This window comes from Plantibacter sp. LMC-P-059a, from assembly GCF_030209505.1.
GTDB lineage: Bacteria > Actinomycetota > Actinomycetes > Actinomycetales > Microbacteriaceae > Plantibacter.
On record NZ_JARVRZ010000006.1, the window covers coordinates 398,935 to 413,974 of the forward strand.

Below are 15,040 nucleotides of genomic sequence, written 5' to 3' on the forward strand. Positions count from 1 at the left end.
CACTCCTCACCCGCGGACCGACCACGCCGTCGTTTTCCGACACCCGTGAAGCCGACCTCGGGCTACAGGTGGTCGTGCTCGGCGGCCTCGCTCGGGATGATCGGGATCGCGACCGCCGGCAGGACCGCGACGACCAGGAACGCGACGGGATACCCGACGAGGCCGATGAGCGCGCCCACCGCCGGACCGACGACGGACGCGGCGATGAACTGTCCGGTGTTCTGCGCCCCGAGCGCACGGCCCGCCCAGGCGGGACCGGCCATCTCCGCAACGGAGGTGAAGGCGAGCCCGTTGTCGGCGACCGTCACCGTACTGGCCACCACGAGCGCCACGGCGACCACGACCGGCCACTGCAGGAACCCGGCCCCGGCGAGGAGCAGCATGACGACGACCGCGGACACGGCGACCCAGCGCAGCGGACGCACCCGGCTGCCGACCCGGTCGCTGAGCACGCCGACACCGATCCGTCCGACAGCCCCGACGAACTGCGAGACGCCGACGAGGACGCCCGCGGCGAGCGCGTTCCACCCCTGGTCGGACACCAACCACACGAGGGCGAAGGTCGTCAGGGTGAACTGCGGCACGACGAGCAGGATCGACACGGCGTGGATGCGCCAGAGGAAGGCGTCGCCGCGATACGGGTTGCGTGGTCGTACGGCGATCGGGTTCGGCGTCGTCCCGGTCGGCACCGGCTTCGGAGCGACGGTCCGTGGCGGGTTGCGGAGCCCGATCGCACACGCCACCGCGAGGACGCCCGTCGCCACGAGCGAGATCGTGAGTGCCGCGGAGATGCCGGACGCCGCAGCGACCGACGGCACCGTCACCGCTGCGGCCGTGACCCCGAGCGGCTGCGACATCTGGCGGATCCCCATCGCGAGCCCGCGACGGTCTTTCGGGAACCAGCCGACGACGATCCGACCGCTCGCCGAGTTCGTGCTCGCGGATGCGGCGCCACCGAGGAGCAACAGGATCCCGAGCGGACCATAGCCGAGCGAGGGGATGAGCCCGTCCGCCGCGATCGCTCCGGCGGCCGCCAGCGCGGTGAGGGCGAGGCCTCCGGCGATGACGACCCGTTCACCGATGCGGTCGGCCAGCCAGCCCCAGGCGATGAGCGTCAGCACCATGCCGAGGGTGGGCGCTGCGGCGAGGACGCCGGCTTCGGCGAGCGACATGCCCCGCTCGGCGTGCAGGAGCGGGATGAGGAACGCCGGTGTGCTGACGAAGAGCGTCCCGGCGGTCTGGGCTGCCACACCGAGCCCGAGGACCGTCCAGGCGCGGCCGGCGTTCGGCATCGGTGGGCGGCCTCCGCGGGTGGCCGCAGGGGCCGTCGTGGGCGGGGTCGTTCCGGTCATCGAACCGCTTCCTGCGACCGGTCCCTCCGGCTGCTAGCATGACGGTACACCATTTTGGTATACCAAAATAGCCGACGAGAACAGGGCACGGATGAGCACCCCGACGCAGACGACGCAGCTCTACGACCGCCTCCGAGCGGCCATCCTCACGCTCGACCTCGCACCCGGTCAATCACTCACCGAGCGAGGACTGGAGCAGCGGTTCGCCGCCTCACGCACACCGGTGCGCGCGGCGCTCACCCGGCTCGAGTCCGAAGGGCTCGCGAAGCGCGACGGGCGCGGGTGGATCGTCGCCCCCATCGACCTCGAGGAGATCGGCCTCATCGCGGAGTACCGCGAAGCCCTCGAGACGGCGACGGTGCGGCTCGCGACCGAACGCGCCACCGAGGCACAGCTCGCCGCCGTCCGCGCCCTCCTCGACGAACCGCGCCCCGACGACGAGCGCACCGTGCTGCGGGTCGGCGGCGACTTCCACGAGGAGCTCGCGGCGCTCTCCGGGAACCGCATGCTGGCGGAGGGCGTGCACGGGGCGATGGTCAGACTCGCCCGCACCCGCTGGCTCGAGGTCCGCACACCGGAGGCCCGCGACCAGGCCTCCCGAGAGCACCACGCCATCCTCGATGCAGTCGTGGCCGGCGACGCGACGCGCGCGGCCGAGCTCGTCGCCGACCACATCCGCGGCACGAACGAACGACTCATCGCCTCGCTCACCGCCGAGCAGCGTCGCCTCCGCGGTCACGGCGTCGACATCGTCGCCTGAGCGACCGCCACGGTTCAGTCCTCGAGCGGCTCCGCCGAGAGCAACCCGCGCAGCCAGTCGCGCGCCTCGATGAACACCTCGTCGTTGTACCGCGAGTGGTAGTCGACGGCGGTGCGGTCCGCGCTCGGGTAGGAGCCCAGGAAGATCACGTTCGGACTGAACCGACGGAGCCCGAGCAGCGCGTCGGCCATCCGCTCGTCCTCGATGTGCCCGAGGGCGTCGATCACGAAGCGGTAGCGCCCGAGGGCGTCGCCGATGGGTCGCGACTCGATGAGGCTCAGGTTCACGCCACGGGTGGAGAACTGCTCCAGCATGTCGAGGAGCGATCCGGCCTGGTCGTTCGGGAGCTCCACGATGAGGCTCGTCTTGTCGGCACCCGTCCGCGCCGGGATCTCGCGGGAGCGGCTGACGACGACGAAGCGCGTCACGGCGTTCGGGTTGTCACCGATGTTCTCCGCGAGGACGTCGAGCTCGTAGTGGTCGACGATGCCGGGCGGGGCGACGGCGGCGTCCGCGGTCGAGGTGCCGTCGAGCAGCGACGCCGCGGCCGCCACGTTGCTGGATGCCGGGATGTGCCCGTGCGAGGGCAGTTTCGCGTCGAGCCACAGGTGGCACTGCCCGTAGGCGACGGGGTGCGCGTTCACCACCGCGACGTCCTCGAGGCGGGTTCCGGGGCGGGCGACGAGGAAGAAGTTGACGGGGACGAGCACCTCGCCGACGATGCGCAGACCGGGCATCGTGGCCAGTGCATCCTGCGCCACGGACACCCCGCCGTCGACGGAGTTCTCGATGGCGATGACGGCGGCCGTGCTGCGCCCGTCGAGCACGTCGCCCAGGGCTTCGCCGACGTTGCTGACCGGCTTCCAGATCTGGCCTCTCGCCTCCTCGACCTGACCGAGGGCGACCTCGGTGAAGGTCCCGCTCGGACCGAGAAAACTGTAGCTCCGACGGGCGTCTTCGGGGGGTGCGGCAGACATGCCTCCGAGCGTACCGCGTGGCTCGCGACACGCCTCCGACGTCGTGTTGACTCCCATCCAGGTCACATCCGGCTGATATTCAGGAAAAACGGGCTGTTTCAGCCCGGATACCCCCCGTTTTGAGCTATTCAAAACACGCCAATACCCGTCACAATGGATACAAGGGTGTATTGGGCGCTGCCGCTCGTCTCGGGATGCGAGTTCACGGCCGTTCGTCTCCCCGATCTCGATGCGTGATCCGACGTCGCGCGAGGCTCCACCCGATGGCCTGAGACGACGAACAGGAGTGACGTGACGAGTGTCTTCACCGACGCCGCCTCGCGGACCACTCCTCGACTGAACCTCGCGGCGGGTGCCGAGGCCGCGTTCGACATCGCACCCTCCTGGACCCTGCCGGCCTGGCGGCTCCCGACGTGGGTCGGGCGGCCGCTCTCCGCAGCGCGCGCCACGCTCGTCAAGTCGGTCGTCATGACCGTCGCCATCGCCGCGATCCTCGCCGGCGTCGTCACCGTGACGCAGACCTCGACCGCCGGGGCCAGCGCGATCGCCGCCTCCGACTTCGCACCGGCGGCGTCCACAGTCCCCACCATGAGCGCAGCGGCCTTCACCGCGACCTACGTGGGCGACCTCGCCGCTGCGGCGTCCGCCCTCACGACGATGTCGTCGATCCAGGTCGCCCAGCTCTGGACCGCCTTCCCGCCCGGATACCGTGCGCTGCTCATGACCGGCTACCCGGCGATCATCGGCAACCTCGAGGGCGTCACCTATACGGACCGCGCGACCGCCAACGTGTCCCGCCTCGCCGGACTCCTCACCGACACCGAGGAGAGCTACCGGGCGATGACGGCTGGCTCCGACCAGGTCGACGGTGAGGCGGCCTCGACGGCCCTCGCGACGACCGTGTCGCGACTCGACGCGATCAAACTGCTCGTCGACCGGTACTCCCCGGAGGCGGTCGCCGCCAGACTCCAGCCCGAGTACCTCATCACGCTGCAGTCGGCCGGTGCCGGTCCTCCTCGCGTCGCGGTCGCGGTGGGCGACGTCGACACCGCCGCCTACGTCACCGTGTTCGTCCCGGGGATGAACAGCAGCGCTCTCGAGCTCGACGACTACCTGCGCGGCGCGAAGCGCATCCAGACGGCCGCGGCGGACAGCGCGGTGATCCTCTGGATCGGCGGCCACAGCCCGACCGCCCTCGAAGTGCCGTCCAACGACCGCGCCATCGAGGGGGCACCGCTGCTCGCCGGCGTGCTGGCCGGCTACGACGCCTACCGGACGACGCACGGTCTCTCCTCGCAGCTGAGCGTGGTGGCGCACTCCTACGGCACGGCGACGGCCTCGCTCGCGCTGGCCTCCGGCGACTACCACGTCGACGACTTCGTGATGCTCGGCTCGGCTGGCATCCCCTCCGAGATCGCGATCACCGACCTCCATGTCCCCGCCAGTCGCGTGTACGCCTCGCAGGCGAGTGCCGACACCCTCGCGGGCCTCGGCCAGGTCCTGTCCGGGCGGGCGAACCCGACCGGTGACACCTGGGGAGCGACCGTGTTCGGCTCGGACGGCCTGACGCTCGGCGACGGCGACCACCTCGGCGCCGTCGACGGCCACAACGCGGTCGGCTCGAGCAACGCCGACGACCGGGGCAAGTACCTCGGGCCGGCGACCGAGAGCCTTTACGCGATCCAGCGCATCGTGACCGGCAAGGCCTACGCCCTGCCCGACCTCACGACCCCCACCGGCGCGCGGCACCCCGGTGCGACCGCGGCCTCGGGAACGACCGACCCCGCCACCACCACGTCGGCCTCGGCGAGCGCCGCCGCGGTCCTCGCCACCCGCTGACCGTCGCCGATCCACAGGTGCCCGACATCCGGAGGTCAAGCGCCTTCCTGACCCGATCGGTTGCTGCCAGACTGGGGCGATGAACGATCGCGCTGGGACCCCCGCCACCGAAGCCGACCTGATCGACGTGCCGTCGCTCATCGACGCGTACTACACGCTCAAGCCGGACGTCTCGATCCCGGAGCAGCGGGTCGTGTTCGGCACGTCCGGACACCGCGGCTCCTCGCTGAACACGGCGTTCAACCAGGACCACATCGCCGCCACCACGCAGGCGATCGTCGAGTACCGCGCCGGCCAGGGCATCACCGGTCCGCTCTTCATCGGTTCCGACACGCACGCGCTCAGCGGCCCGGCGCAGACGACCGCGCTCGAGGTCCTCGTCGCGAACGGGGTCCGCGTGCTCGTCGACGAGTTCGACGACTTCGTCCCGACGCCGGCCCTCAGCCACGCGATCCTCAAGTACAACGCGGAGGGCAACGGCGACCAGGCCGACGGCATCGTCGTCACGCCGAGCCACAACCCGCCGGCCGACGGCGGCTTCAAGTACAACCCGCCGCACGGTGGGCCGGCCGACTCCGACGCCACCTCGTGGATCGCGAACCGCGCCAACGAGCTCATCGCGGGCGGCCTGCAGGACGTGAAGATGGCCGAGCCGTCGGCCGTCGAGACGTACGACTTCCGCGGCAACTACGTCGACGACCTGAAGCACATCATCAACCTCGACGCCATCAAGCGCAGCGGCATCCGCATCGGTGCCGACCCCTTGGGTGGCGCGAGCGTGCACTACTGGCAGGCGATCGCCGACCGCTACGAGATCGACCTCACGGTCGTGAACCCGCACGTGGACCCGGCGTGGGCGTTCATGACGCTCGACTGGGACGGCAAGATCCGCATGGACCCGTCGTCGCCGTCGGCCATGGCCGCGCTCGTCGCCCGTCGTGACGAGTTCGACCTCCTCACCGGCAACGACGCGGACGCCGACCGCCACGGCATCGTCACCCCCGACGCCGGGCTCATGAACCCCAACCACTACCTCGCCGTCGCGATCGACTACCTGTACGCGAACCGTCCGGGTTGGCGCGAGGACGCCGCGGTCGGCAAGACCCTCGTGTCGTCGTCGGTCGTCGACCGCGTGGCGGAGTCGCTCGGGCGTCGCCTGTGGGAGGTCCCGGTCGGGTTCAAGTGGTTCGTCCCCGGTCTCGTCGACGGCTCCGTCGGCTTCGGCGGCGAAGAGAGCGCCGGCGCGAGCTTCCTGCGCTTCGACGGCTCAGTGTGGACGACCGACAAGGACGGGATCCTCCTGTGCCTGCTCGCCGCGGAGATCCTCGCGGTGACCGGCAAGACCCCGTCGGTGCTGTACCGCGAACTCACCGAGCGCTTCGGCGACCCGGTGTACGAGCGTGTCGACGCCGCGGCCTCGAAGGAGCAGAAGGCACGCCTCGGCAAGCTCGACGGCGACGCGATCACGGCGACCGAACTCGCGGGCGACCCGATCGTCGCGAAGCTCAGCCACGCACCGGGCAACGACGCCGCCATCGGCGGGGTCAAGGTCGTGACCGAGCACGCGTGGTTCGCGGCCCGCCCCTCCGGCACCGAGGACGTCTACAAGATCTACGCCGAGTCCTTCAAGGGCGCTGAGCACCTGAAGCTCGTGCAGGCCGAGGCGAAGCGGATCGTCGACGACGCCCTCGGCGCGTAGGCGCTGGCCGGTCCGACCGGTCCCTGAGCCGTACCCTCGGTCCCTGAGCCGCACCCTCCCGGTCCCTGAGCCATCCCCGGTCCCTGAGCTTGTCGAAGGGCGCACTTCGACAGGCTCAGTGACCGGTGGTCGGCTTCGTGCGCGGTCCCGGCCCTGAGTCGTCCCGGTCCCTGAGTCGTCCCCGCCCCGGTCCCTGAGCTTGTCGAAGGGCTAGTTCAGGTATCCAGGCGCGGCCGGGAGTCCGAAGAACTCCTCGAGTGTCGTGACGCCCGTATTGTGCATCTCGGTCGCGAGCGACACCCCGATGTAGCGGTAGTGCCACGGCTCGAAGGAGAACCCGGTGACGTCGACCTTGTCGGCCGGGTACCGCAGGAGGAAGCCGAAACGGTACGCGTTCGCGGCCAACCACTGCCCTTCGGTCGTGTCGCCGAAACAGGTGTTGAGCGAGCAGTTCCCGCTCGCGGCGCCGATGTCCATCGTCCAGCCGGTCTGGTGTTCGCTGTAGCCGGGTCGCGCGGTCGTCGCGTCATCCGGCTCGCTGTCGTACACGGACACCTGGCTCGAGTAGCTGCGGTACGCGCTGTTCGAGGCGAGTGACAGGCCGGCCTCGGCCGATGCGGCGTCGAACATCTGCACGATCGCCGCGGCGGCCTCGGCACGCAGCAGCGGGTCCCAGGTGTGCGCGACGGGCACGGTGACGAGGTCCGGCGGGGTGTAGTCGACGGGGTTGAGCGGCCGGGTCTTGTTGACGACCACCCAGGGGCTCAGCGGGTCGTCGATCGAGAACGCCGCCTTGTCGAACGCGGGCGGCGCCGGCGGGGCGACCGGGGTGGTCTCGGTCGGGGTGGGCGTGGCGGTGGGAGTCGGTGTCGGTGTGGCCGTCGGCGTTGCGCTCGGCGTCTTCGTGGCGGCGACCGGAGTGGGCGTCGCTCCCCCGGCGATGTTGACGACGAGCACCACCAGCAGGATCGCGAGCGCGGCCGCGAGCACCCCGAAGGCGATCACGCGGTTGCGACGCACGCGCGGCGAGACCGGGCGTCGGTGGGAGGGCTGGTGGGCTGCGGTCACCCGTCGAGCCTAACCGTGACACGCCGAGTCCGCCTCTGCCACACTGTCGACAGGCACGCACACCGGACGAGGGGCCCGACGATGACTGCAGCGACGCCAGCACACCACGCGCCCACGCACCGCAGGCGTCCGCGGTTCCGCCGGCTGCTCACCGCGGTCGCCGTCGTGGTCGGTCTCGGGCTCGTGGTGGCGGTCGTCGCGGCGATCACCCCGTGGCCGTCCGCCCTGCTCATCCGCTCGGTCTTCGAGCGTGGCGGGGCCGCGACGGTCGCCGAGATGGAGCCGTATGTCCCGGACACGAAGCTCACCGAGTACCGCGACGTCGCCTACGCCGCGCCGAGTGGCGGGCGCCCCCAGGTGGACACGACCCTCGACGTCTTCACCCCGGCCGACGGCACGGAGCCGCTGACCACGATCGTGTGGATCCACGGCGGGGCGTGGATCTCCGGCGAGAAGGGCAACGTCGAACCGTACCTGCGGATCCTCGCGGCCGAGGGCTACACGACGATCGCCGTCAACTACACGATCGCCCCGGAGGCGATCTACCCGACGGCCGTGGACCAGTTGAACGACGCGCTCGCGTACATCTCCGAGCACGCGTCGGAGTGGAACGGGAATCCCGACCGCATCGTCCTGGCCGGCGACTCGGCCGGGTCGCAGCTCGCGAGTCAGCTGGCGGTCCTCACGACGAACCCCGACTACGCCGCCCTCAGCGGCATGACTCCCGGGATCCGCGCGGATCAGCTCGTCGGGGCGATCCTCAACTGCGGCGTCTACGACATGACGGCGATGGCGGAGCTCGACGGCATCGGCGCCTGGGGCCTGCAGACCGCGCTCTGGGCCTATGCGGGGACGAAGGACTGGTCGGAGACCTCGACCGGCGCCCTCATGTCCACGATCGACTTCATCACCGCGGACTTCCCGCCCACCTTCATCACCGGCGGCAACGGCGACGCCCTCACCTGGTTGCAGTCCGTGCCGATGAGCCAGGCCCTCGAAGCCGCCGAGGTCCCCGTCACGAAGCTGTTCTGGGCCGCCGACCACGAGCCGGCGCTGCCGCACGAGTACCAGTTCCACCTCGACCTGGACGACGCGCACGTGGCGCTCACCGCCACCCTCGACTACCTCTCGGCGCTCGACGCCGGGCTCGACGCGGCGGCGACCACGGCGCCCTGACCGGGTCGGTTGCCGCGGAACTTGCGCCGGGTGTAAGTTTGCACACTACGCAAAATCCCCAACGTCGGTGCGCCTGTGAACCGGCGCGCCCAGAGTCGAACGAGACCGCATGTCATCCAGCTCCCCCGCCTCGACCGAGCGGTCGGGATCCACGCCCGTCCTCAGTCACCGGCAGATCCTCTTCATCATCTTCGGCCTCATGGCCGGCATGTTCCTCTCCGCCCTCGACCAGACCATCGTCGGCACCTCGATGCGCACCATCGCGGACGACCTCGACGGCATGGCCCTGCAGGCCTGGGTCACGACGGCCTACCTGATCACCTCGACGGTCTCCACGCCGATCTACGGCAAGCTGTCCGACATCTTCGGCCGTCGCCCGCTGTTCATCATCGCGATCTCGATCTTCCTGATCGGCTCGCTGCTCGCCGGCATGTCGGGCTCGATGTACGAGCTCGCGATCTTCCGCGCCATCCAGGGACTCGGCGCCGGTGGGCTCATGGCCCTGCCGCTGACGATCATGGGCGACATGCTCGCTCCTCGCGAGCGCGCGAAGTACCAGGGGTACTTCCTCGCCGTCTTCGGTGTCTCGAGCGTCATCGGCCCGCTGATCGGCGGCCTGTTCGCCGGTGCGCCCGAGCTGCTGTTCATCACCGGTTGGCGCTGGGTGTTCCTCATCAACCTGCCGATCGGCGTCATCGCGCTCGCGATCGTGCTGCGCTTCCTGCACATCCCGCACACGCGTCACAGTGTCCGCATCGACTGGTGGGGTGCCGCCACGGTCGTGCTGGCCGTCGTGCCGCTCCTCCTCGTCGCGGAGCAGGGCCGCATCTGGGGCTGGGCTTCGGCCGGTTCCATCGCCTGCTACGCGATCGGCGTCGCCGGCATCGTCGGGTTCATCCTCGTCGAGCGGGCGATGGGCGACGACGCGCTCATCCCGCTGAAGCTCTTCAAGAACTCGACCTTCCGGGTCGCCACGATCCTCGGCGTCCTCGTCGGGTTCGGCATGTTCGGCGCGATGATGACGGTGCCGCTGTTCCTCCAGCTGGTGGAGGGCGCGACGCCGACCGAGTCCGGTCTGCTCATGCTGCCGATGATCCTCGGCCTCATGATCTCCTCCATCGCGAGCGGCCAGATCATCGCCCGGACGGGCAAGTACAAGGCGTTCCCGATCGTCGGCACCTTCCTGCTGCTGAGCGGATTCTTCTACTTCAGCTTCGCGACGGCCGACAAGCCGGTCTGGTGGATGATGGGCGGCATGCTGCTCGTCGGCCTCGGCCTCGGTCAGCTCATGCAGACGCTGACCATCGCGAGCCAGAACGCCGTCGAGGCGCGGGACATCGGTGTGGCGACGAGCTCGTCGACGTTCTTCCGTCAGATCGGTGGAACGTTGGGCACGGCGGTCATCTTCTCGGTGCTCTACACGCGGATCCCGACGACGATCGCGGCGGCTTTCGCCGACCCGACGCTCAGTGAGCGCGTCCGGACCGCGGCGCAGGATCCGGCCGTGCTGTCCGATCCGGCGAACGAGGGCATCCTGAAGGTGCTGCAGCAGGCGCAGGAGAACAGCGGCTCGGCGGGTACCGCGCTCGACGGCGACACCTCGTTCCTCGTCGGCGCGAACCACGATCTGGCCGCGCCGTTCCTGACCGGCTTCGCCGACGCGACCGTCACGGTCTTCTGGGTGAGCTTCGCGGTGGTCGCCGTCGCGTTCGTCCTGAGCTGGTTCCTGAAGGCACCGCCGCTGCGGGCGAAGTCGGCCCTGCAGGAGCGGACCGACGCCCAGGCCGCCGTGGATGCGGAGGACGAGCTGTCGCTCTCCGCGCAGCGCGCCGCCGAGCTGGCCGGGTCGCAGCTGTCGCCCGACACCGCGAGCAACCGCGTCGTCGACCCGAGCACCAGGCGCTGACCGTCGTTCGTCGGTTCGCCAGCGCACCGCGCTGACGTGACCGCGGGGTGACCGGCGCCGGCGCACCGCGCTGACGTGGTCACCCCGGTGCCGGCGCGGTGCGCCGACACGAGTGCTGCCGATTCGGCGTGACCGCGATCCCAGCACGTGAGCGCGCCCCTCCGGAGGGGCGCGCTCACGCGTGTGCACCGCGCTCACGTCAGCGCACCGCGCCGGCACGAGCACCCCGCCGTGCATGAGAGCGCTCTCAGGGGGCGATAGCATGGCCTAGCACCCAGCCACGAGGAGCTCCGATGACGCACGCCCCCCAGCCCACCAGCCGCCCGGCCCTGATCCTGCCGCCGTTCCTCTGGGGTTCGGCCACGGCCGCCGCTCAGGTCGAGGGCGCCGCCCACGAGGACGGCAAGGAGGACTCCATCTGGGACGCCTTCGCCCGCGTGCCGGGGGCGATCGCGAACGGCGACGACCTCGAGGTCGCCGTCGACCACTACCACCGCTCCGCCGGCGACGTCGCGATCATGAGCGAGCTGGGCCTCGACGCCTACCGCTTCTCGACGAGCTGGGCGCGCATCAAGCCGGGCGACCGCGAGGTCAATCCCGCCGGCCTCGACTTCTACAGCCGCCTCGTCGACCAGTTGCTCGAGGCGGGCATCCTCCCCTGGCTGACGCTCTACCACTGGGACCTGCCGCAGGCCCTCGAGGAGCAGGGCGGCTGGGCCAACCGGGACACGGCACTCCGCTTCGTCGACTATGCCGAGGCCACCTACGCCGCCCTCGGCGACCGGGTCCAGCACTGGACGACGTTCAACGAGCCGTTCTGCTCGGCCCTCCTCGGCTACGCGGTCGGCGTGCACGCCCCCGGCCGTCGCGACGAGGCAGCCGCCCTCGCCGCCATCCACCACCAGCACCTCGCGCACGGGCTGGCGACCACCCGCCTCCGCGAGCTGGGCGCCGAGCAGATCGGCATCACCCTCAACCTCACGAACGCGATCCCGGCCGACCCGACGGACCCGGCCGACGTCGACGCCGCGCGCCGCGTCGACGGCATCATGAACCGCATCTTCCTCGAACCGATCGTCCTCGGCGCCTACCCGGCCGACGTCACCGAGGACCTCGCCGGCCTCGGCCTCGAGGAACTCGTCCACGACGGCGACCTCGAGGCCATCTCAGCGCCCATCGACTTCCTCGGCGTGAACCACTACCACGACGACCTCGTCTCCGGTCACCCCGACGACTCCGGTGCCGACGGCGGCCACTCGGGCGCGACCGAACGCGAGGTCGGCTCCCCCTGGCTCGCCTCCACCGGGATCTCCTTCCCGAGCCGCGGCCTGCCGCGCACCGCGATGGACTGGGAGGTGCACCCCGCCGGGCTCCGCACCCTCCTCGTCCGGCTCGGCCGGGAGTATCCGACGCTGCCGCCGCTGTACGTGACCGAGAACGGTGCGGCGTACGACGACGTCGTCGCCGAGGACGGTCGCATCCACGACGTCGACCGCGACGCCTTCATCCAGGACCACATCGACCAGGTGGAGCTGGCGATCGCCGACGGCGCGGACGTGCGCGGATACTTCGTCTGGTCGCTGCTCGACAACTTCGAGTGGGCGTACGGCTACGACAAGCGTTTCGGCATCGTGCGGGTCGACTACGACACCCAGGTGCGGACGATCAAGGACAGCGGACTCGCCTACGCGCGTCGCATCGCCGCCTCACGCACGGCACCCGCCGTCGCCAAACTGTCCTGACGCAGGAGCGACCCGGCGTGTCGCGCCCGCGAGGCCGCGACACGCCGGTCACCTCCTGAGAACGGTCACCGGCCGCTGCCGTCCAGACGGGCGGCGATACACTGCACTCGGCCACGCACACCCGCTCGGAAGGGGACGATGATGCTGTCCGGTCGAGGAGCCCCCACGCTCGAGATGGTCGCCGCCCGCGCGGGTGTCTCGCGCGCCACGGTCTCCCGGGTGGTCAACGGTTCCCCGAAGGTCACGCCGGAGGTCGTCGCCGTCGTGAACGAGGCCATCGCGGCGCTCGACTACGTGCCGAACCGCGCCGCCCGATCGCTGGCCTCGCGCCGGACGCAGGTCATCGCGCTCGTCGTCCCGGAGTCGACCGCCCGCGTGTTCTCGGACCCGTTCTTCGCCTCCGTCGTGCAGGGGGTCGCCCTCGAGCTCGCCGAGACCGACTACACGCTGAACCTCCTCATCGCCTCCGAGGCGAACTCCGAGAAGACCCGTCGCTACCTGCTCGGCGGCAACGTCGACGGGGCGCTCGTCGTCTCCCACCACAGCGGCGACCACTCGTACACGCGACTCGGCCGGGAGCTGCCGATCGTGTTCGGCGGTCGCCCCATGGGGGCCGACGTCGTCGACAGCACCTACGTCGACGTCGACAACGTGGCGGGTGCGCGGAGCGCGGCGCGCTGCCTCATCGACGCGGGTCGCACGCACATCGCGACGATCGCCGGCCGGCAGGACATGCCGGGCGGCGTGGACCGCCTCGCGGGATGGCGCGCCGAACTGACCGAGGCAGGCCTGCCAGCCGACCTCATCGAGGTGGGCGACTTCTCCCCCGCCGACGGCGCCGCCGCCATGCGCCGTCTCCTCGCGCGCGGCGTCCCGATCGACGGGCTCTTCGCGGCGAACGACCAGATGGCCGCCGGCGCCTACTCCGTCATCCGCGAAGCAGGGCTGACGATCCCCGGCGACATCGCCGTGGTCGGGTACGACGACGACCGCTACGGCGAGACGGCTGCGCCGCCGCTCACGACCGTCGCGCAGTCGCCCGTGGACCTCGGCACCGAGATGGCCCGGGTGCTGGTGCGACGCCTCGCGGGCGAGCCGGTCGAGCGCGTCACCGTGATGCCGACCCGGCTCGTGTCGCGCGCCTCGGTGTAGCCCTTCGACAGGCTCAGGGACCGGGAGCTGGGGCTCAGGGACCGGAGTGGGGCTCAGGGACCGGGTCGGGTTCCCTACCGGGCCAGGCGGGCCCGGATGATCTCCAGCGCCTGCGGGTTCTCGTCGACGAGCACGTACCGACGCCCGAGCGCCTTCGCCACCGCACCGGTCGTGCCGCTGCCGGCGAAGAAGTCGAGCACCCAGTCGCCCTCGCGAGAGGACGCCTGCACGATCCGGCGGAGGATCCCCTCCGGCTTCTGCGTCGGGTAGCCGGTCTTCTCGCGGCCGGTCGGTGACACGATCGTGTGCCACCAGACGTCCGTCGGTAGTTTGCCGCGCGCCGCCTTCTCCGCCGTGACGAGCCCGGGCGCCATGTAGGGCTCGCGGTCCACGGTCGCGTTGTCGAAGTGGTACCCCTTCGGGTCCTTCACGTAGACGAGGATCGTGTCGTGCTTCGTCGGCCAGCGGCTCTGCGCCTTCGCGCCGTAGTCGTACGCCCAGATGATCTCGTTGAGGAAGCACTCGCGGCCGAAGAGGGCGTCGAGCAGCACCTTGGCGTAGTGGGCCTCGCGGTAGTCGAGGTGGAGGTAGAGCGTGCCGTCGGCGGCGAGGACCCGCCAGGCCTCGACGAGCCGTGGTTCGAGGAAGCCCCAGTAGTCGTCGAAGGCGTCGTCGAACCGTCGGAGGTCCCCGCGGATGCGCTCGTAGGCCTGCCCCTTGAACCCGGCGAACCGGTTCACGCCCGTCTCGGCCGTGCGCACCGAGGTCGAGGAGTGGCGACGCTGCACGCGACCGGTGTTGAACGGCGGGTCGAGGTAGATGAGCGTGAACGCCTCGTCGGGCAGCTGCGCCACGACGTCGAGGTTGTCGCCTTCGAGCACGAGGTCCGGCCCGTCCGGCGTCCACAGCGGCGGCCCGTCGGGAGCTGCGGCGGCGAGGGACATGTGCCCATTCTGGCAGTCCGGCCCCGTGGCGGCGGGAAGGAACGACCCGGCCCGCGCGTTGCACCCCGTATGACCACCGAGTTCGCCAACGAGACCGACGCCCAGCGCTACACCATGCACGTCGACGGCCAGCTGGTGAGCGTCGTCGACTACCGGATCTCCGGCGACTCGATCTCGTTCCCCCGCACCTTCACGACGCCGCCGTTCCGCGGCAAGGGCTACGCGGGCGAGCTCGTCGCCTACGCGGTCGACGACGTCGAGCAGCACAGCGAGCGGCGGATCGTGCCCATGTGCTGGTACGTCGGCGAGTGGTTCGACGCCCACCCGGAGCGCCAAGACCTCCTCACCCGCTCGGCGAGCTGACCGGACCCCCACGCGTCATCCACCGTCCACCTGACGGTTACGCACGGGGACTAGCGTCCCGA

12 protein-coding genes are annotated in these 15,040 nt (G+C 70.7%); 8 read left to right on the plus strand and 4 right to left on the minus strand.

Features of this window, described 5'->3' with window-relative positions:
- Nucleotides 1–62 precede the first annotated feature (62 nt).
- A complete protein-coding gene (locus QRN27_RS15205) occupies nt 63–1,352 on the minus strand; it encodes an MFS transporter (protein ID WP_502929530.1) in 1,290 nt (429 codons plus the stop codon).
- A 91-nt stretch (nt 1,353–1,443) separates the two neighbouring features.
- Here QRN27_RS15205 and QRN27_RS15210 point away from each other — a divergent pair, with 91 nt between their 5' ends.
- Entirely contained in the window at nt 1,444–2,112 is a 669-nt protein-coding gene (locus QRN27_RS15210; RefSeq protein ID WP_285042954.1) for a GntR family transcriptional regulator, read from the plus strand.
- Between the two features lie 14 nt (nt 2,113–2,126).
- Here the strand turns inward: QRN27_RS15210 and pheA are convergent, their stop codons facing one another.
- Complete coding sequence (pheA, locus tag QRN27_RS15215; protein ID WP_285042955.1) at nt 2,127–3,089, minus strand: prephenate dehydratase; 963 nt, start codon at nt 3,087–3,089, stop codon at nt 2,127–2,129.
- A gap of 291 nt (nt 3,090–3,380) precedes the next feature.
- Between pheA and QRN27_RS15220 the strand changes: the two genes are divergently transcribed.
- Complete coding sequence (locus QRN27_RS15220; protein WP_285042956.1) at nt 3,381–4,928, plus strand: alpha/beta hydrolase; 1,548 nt, start codon at nt 3,381–3,383, stop codon at nt 4,926–4,928.
- A gap of 79 nt (nt 4,929–5,007) precedes the next feature.
- Nucleotides 5,008–6,627: a phosphoglucomutase (alpha-D-glucose-1,6-bisphosphate-dependent) gene (gene pgm, locus QRN27_RS15225; RefSeq protein ID WP_285042957.1), complete on the plus strand. Its 1,620-nt coding sequence runs from the start codon at nt 5,008–5,010 to the stop codon at nt 6,625–6,627.
- A 210-nt stretch (nt 6,628–6,837) separates the two neighbouring features.
- Here pgm and QRN27_RS15230 read toward each other — a convergent pair whose 3' ends face one another.
- Nucleotides 6,838–7,695, minus strand: a complete 858-nt coding sequence (locus QRN27_RS15230; protein WP_285042958.1) for a M15 family metallopeptidase — start codon at nt 7,693–7,695, stop codon at nt 6,838–6,840.
- An 81-nt stretch (nt 7,696–7,776) separates the two neighbouring features.
- Here QRN27_RS15230 and QRN27_RS15235 point away from each other — a divergent pair, with 81 nt between their 5' ends.
- From QRN27_RS15235 to QRN27_RS15250, 4 genes are all read left to right on the plus strand, one after another.
- Complete coding sequence (locus tag QRN27_RS15235; RefSeq protein WP_285042959.1) at nt 7,777–8,871, plus strand: alpha/beta hydrolase; 1,095 nt, start codon at nt 7,777–7,779, stop codon at nt 8,869–8,871.
- 109 nt (nt 8,872–8,980) lie between these two features.
- Complete coding sequence (locus QRN27_RS15240) at nt 8,981–10,777, plus strand: MDR family MFS transporter (protein WP_285042960.1); 1,797 nt, start codon at nt 8,981–8,983, stop codon at nt 10,775–10,777.
- Between the two features lie 293 nt (nt 10,778–11,070).
- Entirely contained in the window at nt 11,071–12,519 is a 1,449-nt protein-coding gene (locus QRN27_RS15245; RefSeq protein ID WP_285042961.1) for a GH1 family beta-glucosidase, read from the plus strand.
- Between the two features lie 141 nt (nt 12,520–12,660).
- Nucleotides 12,661–13,671, plus strand: a complete 1,011-nt coding sequence (locus QRN27_RS15250; RefSeq protein WP_285042962.1) for a LacI family DNA-binding transcriptional regulator — start codon at nt 12,661–12,663, stop codon at nt 13,669–13,671.
- A 74-nt stretch (nt 13,672–13,745) separates the two neighbouring features.
- Here QRN27_RS15250 and QRN27_RS15255 read toward each other — a convergent pair whose 3' ends face one another.
- Nucleotides 13,746–14,615 (minus strand): DNA-methyltransferase, encoded by an 870-nt coding sequence (locus QRN27_RS15255; RefSeq protein ID WP_285042963.1) that lies wholly within the window; start codon nt 14,613–14,615, stop codon nt 13,746–13,748.
- A gap of 69 nt (nt 14,616–14,684) precedes the next feature.
- On the opposite strand from QRN27_RS15255, the gene QRN27_RS15260 reads away from it, so the two are divergent.
- Nucleotides 14,685–14,978: a GNAT family N-acetyltransferase gene (locus QRN27_RS15260; RefSeq protein ID WP_285037617.1), complete on the plus strand. Its 294-nt coding sequence runs from the start codon at nt 14,685–14,687 to the stop codon at nt 14,976–14,978.
- Nucleotides 14,979–15,040 lie beyond the last annotated feature (62 nt).